We start from the raw sequence: 11,937 nt of genomic DNA, 5'->3' as shown, positions 1-11,937 counted from the left end.
CCATTCTTCTTGGTGTGTTTATCATGACAAAAAGGGCAGTTTTTTGATTCATGGCTTTGATTCCTTGCAAATATAGACAGTATATAGCGTTAGACACTACGCCAGCATGAATAATGTCCATTACACCGATAAGTACAATAGATCAGCACCATAAAAAAGCCCCTCTAAAAAAATTAGAAGGGCTTTTTATTACCAACTGTTTTATGGTCAACGCTATTCACACTGTTAGGGCAACTTGTCCCCTTTAGCCTTGACGTCGAATTAAATAAAAACCCAACAGTCCACTACCGATAATGGGCAACAGTACCATTAACAATGGCGGTGCGCCGGTGGCCAAGGACACGAAGCTGGTCAAGTCTTGAATATAGCTAAACAGCAGGCCAAAAATAATTGCCACCACAATACGCAGGCCTAAGCTGTGTGTACGCAGTGAGCCAAATACGAATGAGCAGGCCACGATCACCAAGGATAACACTGAAAAAGGTGACAATAGCTTCTGCCAAAACGCCACCTCATGCTCCAGTGATCGTGTGCCTTGTGAGGCGTTAAAGCGCTTGTGCTCATACAGCTGAGTCAATGACAAATCTTCGGCACGGCGGGTCAGCAGATACACCGAGCTTGGTGAGATGGGCAGGTTAATAACATCTGTCGACTCAGCTTGCTTGGCCACCAAAGGCTGGCTCGTGAGCGCCATTGCTTGTCCTGACTGATCGCTATCCACTGAGGTAGCCTGCGTGTCCGTTAGCTGTGCTGCTGGCTGATTGCCTAAGGTATCTGACTCTAAAATAGCTGCCTTATCGGCCACCTTTAAGGTGGTGACATTATCCAGCTGCCATTGGTAATTGGCCAAAGAATCTGATTGATCTTGCGCCGCTACCACCGGCTTGTCTTGACCCTGTTGCAGACTAGGCACATAAGTGCCACCCGTGGCCTTAGAGACAGCGGTTAAGTTATTGTCCGCATCTAAGTGCCAGCGCTTGACCTCACCGATATTGCCATTGGCATCGGCATAGTCAATAAAGATAATATTGTGCGCCTGCTCGCTGGCTAAGCCCTCTTTATTATCCGTAGTGCTGCCCGTGCTTCCCGCTTCAGTGGGTACATTTTGTAGTGTCCAGTATCCATTAACTGACGCCAATAAAGCAGTATCTGGCTTACGGATTTGACTCGCTTTGACATTGCTTTGTGGCAATATAAACTGGTTAATCAGCAGCGCTAAAATCACAAAGATAAAAGCCGGCTGCAGCACCCACCCCACAATGCGATAAATGCTTAATCCTGCCGCACGCATGACGATCAGCTCAGAGTTATTGGCCAACAAGCCCAGTCCCACCACTGCCCCAAGTAGGGCACCTGTGGGCATAAACTGCTGCAAAAAGTAAGGCGATCGATAAAAAATATAAGTTAAGGCATCAACATAAGTATACGCATCAGAGATGTCTTCAAGCTCTGCTAAATAAGCAAACACCATCTGCAATGCCCACAAGCCTAGTACGGCAAATAGCATGGCAAACAGGGCATTTTTTTTGACATAGCGCGAGATAATCCGGCCTGAGCGGATGTCTTTTGACGCATCGGAGTGGTCAGTGTGCCTAGGTTTCATGACCGGCCTCCTTGATTGATATCAGGATTAGAAGAATGATTTGTCTGACTTTGTAGTGCCCGTTGGCCGAGTCTAAAGCGTACCCTGTGATGGATACGACTGGCCCAGTTAAGATAAAGTGCCAACACAATAAAGCCAATTAATACCAGCGGATAACTCAGCACAGACAAGGTGCCCTTGGTAATGGCGTTTTTAAGAGAAATAATCACCAACACGCAGCTGGTAAATATCAAAATTGCCGGCAACAGTCGCAGCCAGCGCCCTTGTCTCGGTTTTACTTGAGCTAGGGGCACAGCCAGCATAGGCGCTAGAATAATTAGCCAAGGCAGTGCCAAACGGTAGCCCAATTCTGCTTGGGCGGATAAGATTTGCTGTGGCTCAGGCTCAGTGCTGCCATCTGCTTTGGTAGCCACCTTCTGCCCAGTGGCCGCTTTCCATAGGGCAGGTACCGATTGGGTAGTCACGTTCTCTTCTGTCAAAACATCGGCAGGCGGTTGATTGATACTGATGCGATAACGCTCAAAACCAATTTGGCTATACACCAAGCTATCTGCGCCTACTTCATAACGTCGACCTTGAAACAGATCAAGTTGTGTCTTGCCGCTCTCTTCACTGCCCTTGACCTGAACGGCGCGTTTGGCCAACACGATAATATCGCGATCGTCATCGGCCGTGATTGCAGACTTTGCTGCCGGTTTATCTTGCGAGGCAGCGACAGGGTTGGTGACGGCGGTAATGGCTTTGTCTTTATCAATAGAGGAGACGGACTGATTGGCGGAGTTTGAGCCCTCAAGCTCTTGCTGGCCTAAGCGCACCGCAGGGGCGTTGGTAGTCGCCTCCGGTACTGTAGCGCCAGGCTTTACCGATTTGGCGGCATCTTTGGCCGTTTGGATTAATATCACATCCTGCAGCTCGGTTTTGTTGTCATTCATGCTGCTGACATACAAATGGTAGTCATCGCTATTGATAAAGGTCTGCGGACGAATAAGGTCAAAGGCACTGCTTAAAGACTGCTGCTGCCAAATACTCTCAGAGTTTTTTACCCCCCAAGGCTTACCATAAAGAGACAGCCCTGCTTCTAACACGAACAACACCAAAATCAGCGGAATAATTAATCGTGCCAGACGGCCGCGTGAGATACCACTGCCGTTGAGTACCGCCATTTCGTGGTCTACATACAGACGCCCAAATACCAACATTAAGCCAATAAAAAAGGACAGTGGCAATACCAGCTCTAAGAAGTAGGGCAAGTTGTAGCCAATAATAGAAAACAATAGCCCCACATCCAAGCGCCCTTCAGCAGCAATACCGAAGTAACGGATCATTCTTCCGCCTAGCAGTAAAACCACTAAAAACCCCAACACCAAGGCGGTAGTTGAGGCAACTTGTCGGGTCATATATCGGCGTAAAATCACAGGCAAACTCAAATTATTGAAGAAAGAAAACTCAAATTATTGAAGAAAGATAAAGATAAATTACAGGGATGAGCCAAATCAAGCACAGCTTGCATCAAGTACTGACATGATAGCTATATTCCAGGGCTCAATACCGCTTGATTACATATGCTATACAGCAAAGCTGTGTTCGCTTATCTTTTAGAAATCAGTCCCTAATAACTAACACGTATTATAATCGTAAGCACTATCGCGATGATAGTGATATTGAGTGTAAGATAGCCCTCATATCCTAGCATGTTTCTGTCAATAATAGGGTTGCCAATAACCGGTCAACTTGATTTACCGTAAAAATAGATAGCCCAGATAAGCGTGCCCAATAAGTGCTAAGGCCCACAACTTAGGCCAATATGTTAAACTATTGCTTAAAGCAAAGCGGCTTATAGCCGACTGCGCCGCGCCTGCTCAGGATATAATAATAACCGCATAACTGCTGTCGCAAATGGCAGGCGATATTCAATAACAAATAGACTTTCATTTTTATAAACACATAGGAATTATCATGAGCTTAAGTATTTCAGTCAGCAAAACCTTGCCAAAGCTTACAACAAAAAAACTACTAAAAAAATCAGCCCCAGAAGCGGTTCAAAGCCACTGCTTAGCAGTGTTGGTAGATGATGATGCCAATCTAATTGGTAGCTTCAAAGGCCTAGAAGCTTATAAGCCCCGTATTGAAGCTTTAATTGCAGCTTCTAACTTTAAGGGCAAGTTGGGCGAAACTGTGGCAGATTTTGCCTTAGCCGCAGACGCCAAAAAGACACCTTTGCAGCTGCTGTTGGTGGGTATTGGTAACCCAGATAAATTCAGCTCAACCTCTATTAAAAAAATTGCCAGTGCACTGTATAAAAACACCCAAAGCCGAGTCACTGACTTAGCCATTGCCATCGGTGATGACTTAGCGGATGACAGCCTACATCAACTGGTACTTGAGCTGCTAAACGCAAGCTATCGCTTTGATAAATACAAATCAGAACAAACAGACGCTGCGTTAAATCAAATCACTTTAGTCTCAAGCAGTGTGGCTCAAGCAGATGTAGATTACGCCGCGGCAGTTCACAGCGGTCAATCATTAGCTCGTGATGTGGCCAATGAGCCTGGCAACGTCTGTTTCCCAGAATACATGGCTGATCAAGCCCGTGCTTTGGCCAAAGCCTACCCTGAATTATTACAAGTCACTGTGCTTGGCGAAAGCGAAATGCAAGAGCTTGGCATGAACTGCTTCTTGTCAGTATCACGTGGCTCAGCACGCGAAGGTCAATTGGTTATCCTTGAATATAAAGGTCAAGCCAATGCAGCACCTACCAATACTACCTCAAGCCTAGCCGATACTTTGGCCAATAACATCAAGGCTGTGGCCGATAAATTACCCAAAAAATCTGCCAAAACCAAAGCCGCCAAAGTGGCTGCAGATGACGTTGTAGAAGAGCATTTCGATGCCCCTATCGTCTTAGTGGGTAAAGGCGTGACCTTTGACTCAGGCGGTATCTCTATTAAGCCTGGTGCGGCAATGGATGAGATGAAATTTGATATGGGCGGTTCAGCGTCTGTATTGGGCACCATCAAAGCCCTATGTGAAGCCCGCTTGCCAATCAATGTCGTGGGCGCGCTGGCTTGTGCCGAAAACATGCCTTCAGGGGAAGCGACTCGCCCAGGCGACATCGTTAAAGCCATGAGCGGTATGAACGTTGAAATCTTAAACACCGATGCCGAAGGCCGCTTGGTACTGGCAGATACCTTATGCTATGTACAGCGCTATAACCCACGTGCCATCATTGATGTGGCCACCTTAACTGGTGCTTGTGTGGTGGCATTGGGTCACGTGCGCTCAGCGGTATTTAGTAATAACGAAGATGTGCTATTTGATTTAGAAAACGCCAGTGAACAATCAGGCGATCTTATCTGGCACATGCCTATGGATGATGAGTATCAAACCCAGCTTGACTCGCCCATCGCTGATATTCAAAACATCGGTGGCCGTGATGGCGGCGCCATTACCGCTGCCTGCTTCTTATCACGCTTCGTAAAAGAAGACCAAGCGTGGGCGCATTTAGACATCGCTGGTACCGCTTGGGTTTCAGGCAAAGAAAAAGCGGCAACAGGCCGTCCGGTACCGCTATTCATGCAGTACCTAAAAAACCTAGCTCAATAATCAAAGCCATTAGCAATGCAAATTAGTTTTTATGTGTTGGGTGAGCGTTATCTTAACGATAACGCCGCTGCATCAAGCACTGCCTCAGCGGCCAACGCCGAGGCAGTGCTTAACTTTGTGTGCCGATTGACCCAGACGGTTTTGCAAAAAAGCGAGCACAGTTTGGTCATCGTTGACGATCAAGTAGAGCGTCTTAAACAGCTCGATACTCAGCTGTGGTCTTTTGACCCAGTCAGCTTCGTCGCTCATGATTTTATCTTAGAAGAAGCCGCTGTCAGCCAGCTTTCGGCACCTGTTAGCTTGGTATCAACGCTGCCTAAGGGTTTTGATGGCGTTATTTTAAACCTTGCTGCCACTCCCCTTCCCTTATCTGTAGAAACGACAGCCGCTGTGCTGCCAGAACGGGTTCTTGAAATCATTACCCCCGATGAGGCAGGCAAGCAACTTGGCCGTGACAAGTACCGTGCCTATCAGCAACTGGGCTTTGAGCTTAACTACTTTCCGATCAATAAATAAAAATCAATAGAGTCGCAGCAGTCTTAGCTTCTCTGTTAACCTCTTTCTTAACGTCTCTTTTCTGTTAACCTCTCTCTTAATTCCTCACGTGACGTCTTTGTTAATTGCTCATAAATCGCTCCCTTAATTTCTCCTTATTCAAGCTCCACCTCTTTACGACCTGTGTATTCGATCTTCTATGCAGCTGCCCCGCCCGCTTAGTTTTCATTTAACTATCAAAAACTTAAGCTCAACTCATTCCTAAAATCTATTTATTTATCCTAAATTGACTATACCAATTTATAGTTATATGTTGCAGTTGAGTTGAAGTTTTGTATAATCAGTGCATGAATTGATTATGAGATAGGGATCACTTCGCTACGGGCCACGATATTTATTACTACTTAAGATGACGGGCTCTCGAGACTCTATCGCACAATCACCCTTAGCAAAACGAAAGTATTGCAGCATCAATCAGATTGTTTGACAGGGCTGTTAACATTTTTATTTTTAAATTTTTTGTATTTACTCAGCACGAGTATTTACTAGTATGGAGCGCTTATGAGAGCCCTTATTGATATGTACCAGCGTATTGGCTTGGTACCCCTAATTATTGTTGGGCTAGTACTTGGCATCTTAATAGGCTGGTTAATGCCTTCAGTCGGTGTCGCATTAGGGCTACTCGGTAGCTTATTTGTGGGTGCCTTGAAGGCTGTGGCACCTATTTTGGTGTTTATATTGGTCATGGCAGCCATTAGCCAGCATCAAGGCGAGAGCCAAGTTCATGTTAGACCGGTGTTAATCATGTACATTTTTGGCACCTTTTTGGCGGCCTTAACAGCGGTGGTAGCAAGCTTTGCCTTCCCTACCGAGCTTCTTGGTCTAAACACCATTGAAGCGGTGGCCGACCAAGCACCGCCTTCAGGGTTAAAAGAGGTATTGACCACACTACTTATGAATTTGGTAGACAACCCAGTTAATGCCATTGCTAATGCCAACTACATGGGCATCTTAGCTTGGGCATTAATCATCGGTCTTGCGCTGCGTAAAGCCTCTGCCACGACCCGTACCATGGTCTCTGATTTATCAGAAGCCATCTCTAATGTGGTGCGCTTTGTTATCGCCTTTGCGCCTATTGGTATCTTAGGCTTAGTGGCCAATACCATTGCTGAGACCGGCTTTAGCGCATTAATGAGCTACGGTCGTCTGCTGACCATCTTGGTGGGCTGTATGCTATTTATCGCCTTGGTGGTTAATCCCATTATTGTCGCCTTTAATATCCGCAGAAACCCATATCCACTGGTCTTCACCTGCCTGCGTGAGTCTGGTATCACCGCTTTTTTCACCCGTTCATCAGCGGCCAACATTCCGATCAATATGAACTTAGCCAAAAAACTTGGCCTACATGAAGACACCTATTCTGTGACCCTACCTTTGGGCGCGACCATCAACATGGCCGGCGCTGCCATCACCATTAACGTCTTAACCTTAGCGGCGGCCCATACCTTAGGCGTGCCGGTTGACTTCGGTTCTGCGCTACTGCTGAGTGTGGTGGCGACAGTTGCCGCTTGTGGTGCCTCTGGTGTGGCAGGTGGCTCATTGCTACTTATCCCTCTGGCGTGTAGCTTATTTAACATTCCAAACGATATTGCAATGCAAGTTGTGGCCATCGGCTTCATCATCGGGGTGGTACAAGATTCTGCAGAAACTGCGCTTAACTCATCAACCGATGTGCTATTCACCGCTGCAGCTGATCCGATAATGAAAAACAAAACCGCTTAATGGCTAGGTTTTAGCACGGTTAAGCCAATAATTAATAAGCCATAAAAAAATCTCAGCACCATAGTGCTGAGGTTTTTTTTATGGTTATCACTTAAGATATGGCTTTGGCCTATTTTTGCTGAAAGTCGACCTCAATGGTGTACACAGAGTGGGTGGCAGCTTCTTGCTGACGCTTGTACTGACGCAGCTGCTCAACCTCATCTAACAGTTCTAAAATTAAGCCAATAGCCGGAATACTGGCCTCAAAATCTCGGCTCAATCGGGAAGCTCGGCGTACTGTGGCCAGCTGAGAACCGGTGAATTGCTGCTTTTCGGGCACATCATATTCAATGATATTTTCTTCAATCAACGCCAAAACCCAACCGCGCTCAGCCCCACAAGCGGCAATGAGCTCATCTAGGCTCATAATAATATCGTTGAATTCACTAGAGTGTTGCATGATAACTCTCCTCTTATGCTTATATTTTTATTGGCGCTATCAACGCTTTATTTCAGCCTCAGCAAAGCTGGCTTTTAGCGCAGCGAATGCCTCCTCTTGGGCCTCAGTGGTCAGCTCAGGATTAACAATATTTAAGGTCAAATATAAATCCCCAGCTTGCTTGGCGGGAATGCCTTTACCTTTCACTCGTAAGTTGCTGCCCGACTTACTGTTTTTGGGAATGGTAACCCCAAGTGTGCCTGCGGGGGTACTGATATTAATCTTCTCGCCCAGCGCAGCCTCCCAAGGGGTAATATTCACGGTTTGATACACATCCGCGCCTTCTAGGCGAATATTGGCATCGTGGGTGATTTTTACTTTTAAGAACAAGTCGCCATTTTTGCCGCCGCCATAGCTTGCCGCGCCCTGGCCACTTAAGCGAATTTGCTTACCTTCAGTGATGCCCTTAGGAATCTTAATTTTTAGGGTTTTTTGTTCTTGAATGACACTACCATTGGGCTGGCGACTGGGTACATTTAATTTAATGCTATAGTCATCGCCGCTGTATACCGAGTCTAAGCTGACATTAATCTCAGCGTGTTGGTCTTGACCGGGCGCTGGGCCTGCATCTTTAAAGCCACTGCCAAAGTGGTCATAGCCCTCAAAGCCAGATTGACGAGAGGACTGAGCACCACCCCTGCCGGCACCAAATGCTGAAAAAATATCATCGAAGCGGAAGCTACCACTGCCAAATGGCGCCCCTTCCCCGAACTGATCTTTGATGTCCTCCCATCTAAAGCCACCTTGTGCTCCAGAGCCACCGCTCCCAAAGCCTGCACCGCTGCCAAAGCCTGCACCTGCAAAGGGATTGGCCTGCATCGCATCGTACTGGGCGCGTTTTTCTTTATCTCTTAAAGTCTCATAGGCATTATTGATTTCTGCAATTTTTTCATCGGCATCTTTGGCATCACTGACATCCGGATGATATTTGCGCACCAATTTACGATAAGCCTTTTTAATATCTTGTTCTGAGGCGTCTTTGCTGACACCCAAAACCTCATAAAAACTTTTTTCTGCCATTGTTATTATCCTTATTTAAGCGGTCTAAAGAGTTGCTTTATATCGGTATATATAAGGGTTATTAACTCATATTTCACCGTTGCTTATTGATACTTTTTTGTGCTCGTCGGTTAATTAAAGGCAATGGCTTAGGTTTTGACAGATAAATTTCCACAAAAAAAGAGCCGTTTAACGACTCTTTTTTTATAACGCTTCATAACAGTTTGGGCAATATGGTTTTATATACCCACTTTACGACTCATACTGTTCAAGCTCAGTCATCGCCATCAGCATATCCTCTTCAAGCGAAGCTTGCTGCTGCTGTAGCTTGGCCTGCTCATCAAGCAGCGTTAACAGCTCATCTTTGCGGCTGTCCTCATACAGTGAGGTATCAGCCAGCTTCTGCTCCAGTGCCTCTAAGCTTGCGGTCACTTTATCCAGCTGCTTTTCAGCTTGCTCAATACGCTTACGAATGGGGGCAGTCAGCTTACGCTGCTCTGCGGCCAATTTGCGGCGCTCTTCTTTGGTCAACTGATTGTCTTCAGCCGCCGCTTTAGCTGCTGCGGCTTTTTTGGCCTCTTCTGCTTTTTTGGCAGCTGCCGCTTGAACCGTTTTGGCATCACGGCTTTCTTTTGCCGCCTCTTTGGCATCAGATTTGCGCTGCTCAGACAGCCATTTACCATAGTCTGAGACATCCCCTTCAAACTCTTGCAGCTTGCCATTGTGCACCAGATACAGCTCATCACAGACATTGGCAATCAATTCACGGTCATGCGATACCAAGACTACCGCACCAGCGAAGCCTTGTAGCGCCATGGTCAACGCTTGACGCATTTGCAAATCCAAATGGTTGGTCGGCTCATCAAGCACCAAGACGTTGGGCTTTTGCCAGACGATCAGTGCCAACGTTAAGCGAGCACGCTCACCCCCTGAGAATAGCTTGCTTGGGGTATCAATACGGTCACCACGAAAATCAAAACTGCCTAAAAATGATCTTAATTCAGCATCCGAGGTTTTGCCGGCCAAACGACGCATCATAATCAGCGGCGTGGCTTCTGCATCTAAGCTGTCCATTTGATGCTGGTTAAAATAGCCAATATGCAGGGTGTCCGATACTTTATAAGTTCCGGTAATTGGCTCAAGCTCCCCCACCAAGGCCTTGATCAAGGTCGACTTGCCCGCGCCATTCATACCCAGCAGACCAATGCGGGTGTCAGGGGTAATCTCCAGACTGGTGTGGGTCAATAGCGGCTTACCGTTATAGCCAATGTCCGCACCCTTAAGCGAAATAAGGGGTGAGCTCATGTGACTGGGCGCATAAAACTGGAAAGTAAAGGGGTTGTCTGCCATCACAGGCGACAGGTCGGCCATACGCTCTAGTTGCTTTAAGCGGCTTTGCGCCTGCTTCGCTTTAGACGCTTTGGCACGGAAACGGCGTACAAAGTCTTCTAAATGAGCACGCGTGGTCTCTTGCTTCTCATAAGCTTGCTGCTGCTGCGCCAGACGCTCACTGCGGGTACGCACAAATTGCGAATAGTTGCCGGTATATAAGGTCAAGCGCTGATTTTCGACATGCAAAATAAAGCCAATGGTGGCATCCAAAAAAGTCTGGTCATGTGAGATCAGCAGGACAGTGCCATCAAACTTAGCAATCCAGTCCTCAAGCCATAAAATGGCATCTAAGTCCAAGTGGTTGGTGGGCTCATCAAGCAGTAGCAAGTCAGCACGGCTCATCAAGGTTTTGGCCAAGTTTAAGCGCATGCGCCAGCCGCCTGAAAAATCATTCACCGGCAGCTCATGCTGAGTAGGCTGAAACCCAAGCCCGGCCATAATTTGCGCTGCTGTGGTCGGCGTACGATAGCCATCAATCTCATCAAAGCGCTGATACAGGTGTGCAATGTCATCATCGCTTAACTCATCAGGCGCCATCATTTTTTGGTTAATCTCATACCACTCTTTATCACCGCTTAGCACATAGTCAATGGCCGGCTGAGCGCTGCCCTCGACTTCCTGCGCCATGTGCGCCACTTCCCAGCCGCTTGGAATACTGATATTGCCCGCATCCACGGTCAGCTCATCGGTGGTGCGCTCACCCATATAGGTTAAGATTACCCCAAAAAGGGTGGATTTGCCGGTACCATTATTGCCGGTCAACCCCACTTTTTGACCCGGATGGATCTGAAAGGTGGCCTCTGAAAATAGCACTCTACCATCACGGCGGACACTAACTTTATTAAATTCAATCATGGATAATAATCACTTTTGGTTATTTCTTCGCGGGTTAAGCCAGTTAACAATTTTTTCAACAAAAAACGGACAAAGGGTCAGCTATGCGACATTGAAAATCAAGCATTATGCCTCATTATGCTATACTGAATGACTAATAATTTAAATAACCGTAAAATCACTGCTAAGTTATTCATCTGCCTCTTTGCTTATTGTAAGACAGGTGCGTGTGACTATTTGATTTTACGTTCAGTGAAGTTTTGCGCTTTACGAGGATACTATGACTACCATTACCCTAACTGACAGTGCGGCTAATAAAGTTCGCAAATTACGTGAAGAAGAAGGCGATAACAACCTTATGCTACGAGTGTATGTCACTGGTGGTGGGTGTTCGGGTTTTTCATACGGTTTTAACTTCGCTGATGAAGAAGGCGAAGATGATGCCAGTTTTGAGAATGCCGATGTTACCTTATTGGTGGACTCACTCAGTTACCAATACCTGCAAGGCTCAACGGTAGATTATACAGAAGGGCTTGAAGGGGCACGCTTCGTGGTAACCAACCCCAATGCGACCACCACTTGCGGCTGTGGCTCCTCTTTTTCTATTTAGGCTGTGACCCACATTAAGCATTGGGTTAAAGCCCTTGGCAACATGAGTGTCACCGCTCTACCACATTGCTTTAACTTCTGACACCGTCTATCGCTTAGCCTGCCATATCTGCTTTTATTTCAAGCAGATAAGTTATGAATA

9 protein-coding genes are annotated in these 11,937 nt (G+C 46.7%); 4 read left to right on the top strand and 5 right to left on the bottom strand.

Features of this window, described 5'->3' with window-relative positions:
• Positions 1-244: 244 nt before the first annotated feature.
• Positions 245-1,603: an LptF/LptG family permease gene (locus JMX92_RS08080; protein ID WP_201545066.1), complete on the bottom strand. Its 1,359-nt coding sequence runs from the start codon at positions 1,601-1,603 to the stop codon at positions 245-247.
• Positions 1,600-3,000, bottom strand: a complete 1,401-nt coding sequence (locus JMX92_RS08075) for an LptF/LptG family permease (RefSeq protein WP_201545064.1) — start codon at positions 2,998-3,000, stop codon at positions 1,600-1,602. The genes JMX92_RS08080 and JMX92_RS08075 overlap by 4 nt, the downstream gene beginning before the upstream one ends.
• A gap of 559 nt (positions 3,001-3,559) precedes the next feature.
• Here JMX92_RS08075 and JMX92_RS08070 point away from each other — a divergent pair.
• The 3 genes from JMX92_RS08070 (at position 3,560) to sstT (ending at position 7,483) form a co-directional block, all read left to right on the top strand.
• Positions 3,560-5,206, top strand: a complete 1,647-nt coding sequence (locus JMX92_RS08070; protein ID WP_201545062.1) for a leucyl aminopeptidase — start codon at positions 3,560-3,562, stop codon at positions 5,204-5,206.
• Positions 5,207-5,221: 15 nt separating this feature from the next.
• Positions 5,222-5,722: a DNA polymerase III subunit chi gene (locus JMX92_RS08065; protein WP_110815877.1), complete on the top strand. Its 501-nt coding sequence runs from the start codon at positions 5,222-5,224 to the stop codon at positions 5,720-5,722.
• A gap of 540 nt (positions 5,723-6,262) precedes the next feature.
• Positions 6,263-7,483 (top strand): serine/threonine transporter SstT, encoded by a 1,221-nt coding sequence (sstT, locus tag JMX92_RS08060; RefSeq protein WP_201545061.1) that lies wholly within the window; start codon positions 6,263-6,265, stop codon positions 7,481-7,483.
• A gap of 109 nt (positions 7,484-7,592) precedes the next feature.
• Here sstT and JMX92_RS08055 read toward each other — a convergent pair whose 3' ends face one another.
• The 3 genes from JMX92_RS08055 to JMX92_RS08045 all read right to left on the bottom strand — a co-directional run bounded on the left by JMX92_RS08055 (position 7,593) and on the right by JMX92_RS08045 (position 11,207).
• Positions 7,593-7,922 (bottom strand): chaperone modulator CbpM, encoded by a 330-nt coding sequence (locus JMX92_RS08055; RefSeq protein ID WP_011959346.1) that lies wholly within the window; start codon positions 7,920-7,922, stop codon positions 7,593-7,595.
• A 39-nt stretch (positions 7,923-7,961) separates the two neighbouring features.
• Positions 7,962-8,981 carry a DnaJ C-terminal domain-containing protein gene (locus JMX92_RS08050; protein ID WP_201545060.1) on the bottom strand — a complete coding sequence of 340 codons (1,020 nt, stop codon included), beginning with the start codon at positions 8,979-8,981 and terminating at the stop codon, positions 7,962-7,964.
• Between the two features lie 231 nt (positions 8,982-9,212).
• Positions 9,213-11,207: an ABC-F family ATP-binding cassette domain-containing protein gene (locus tag JMX92_RS08045; protein ID WP_201545059.1), complete on the bottom strand. Its 1,995-nt coding sequence runs from the start codon at positions 11,205-11,207 to the stop codon at positions 9,213-9,215.
• A gap of 259 nt (positions 11,208-11,466) precedes the next feature.
• Between JMX92_RS08045 and erpA the strand changes: the two genes are divergently transcribed.
• Complete coding sequence (erpA, locus tag JMX92_RS08040) at positions 11,467-11,796, top strand: iron-sulfur cluster insertion protein ErpA (RefSeq protein ID WP_011959343.1); 330 nt, start codon at positions 11,467-11,469, stop codon at positions 11,794-11,796.
• Positions 11,797-11,937: the final 141 nt, after the last annotated feature.

This window comes from Psychrobacter sp. H7-1, from assembly GCF_904846585.1.
Lineage (GTDB): Bacteria > Pseudomonadota > Gammaproteobacteria > Pseudomonadales > Moraxellaceae > Psychrobacter > Psychrobacter raelei.
Note: the sequence above shows the minus strand (reverse complement) of the source record. Positions and strands in the feature narration are given on the sequence as shown.

Excerpts from the sequence above, each read along its gene's own strand:
- JMX92_RS08080 (WP_201545066.1), bottom strand. The coding sequence starts at position 1,603 with ATGAAACCTAGGCACACTGACCACTCCGATGCGTCAAAAGACATCCGC.
- JMX92_RS08075 (WP_201545064.1), bottom strand. The coding sequence starts at position 3,000 with ATGACCCGACAAGTTGCCTCAACTACCGCCTTGGTGTTGGGGTTTTTA.
- JMX92_RS08070 (WP_201545062.1), top strand. The coding sequence starts at position 3,560 with ATGAGCTTAAGTATTTCAGTCAGCAAAACCTTGCCAAAGCTTACAACA.
- JMX92_RS08065 (WP_110815877.1), top strand. The coding sequence starts at position 5,222 with ATGCAAATTAGTTTTTATGTGTTGGGTGAGCGTTATCTTAACGATAAC.
- sstT (WP_201545061.1), top strand. The coding sequence starts at position 6,263 with ATGAGAGCCCTTATTGATATGTACCAGCGTATTGGCTTGGTACCCCTA.
- JMX92_RS08055 (WP_011959346.1), bottom strand. The coding sequence starts at position 7,922 with ATGCAACACTCTAGTGAATTCAACGATATTATTATGAGCCTAGATGAG.
- JMX92_RS08050 (WP_201545060.1), bottom strand. The coding sequence starts at position 8,981 with ATGGCAGAAAAAAGTTTTTATGAGGTTTTGGGTGTCAGCAAAGACGCC.
- JMX92_RS08045 (WP_201545059.1), bottom strand. The coding sequence starts at position 11,207 with ATGATTGAATTTAATAAAGTTAGTGTCCGCCGTGATGGTAGAGTGCTA.
- erpA (WP_011959343.1), top strand. The coding sequence starts at position 11,467 with ATGACTACCATTACCCTAACTGACAGTGCGGCTAATAAAGTTCGCAAA.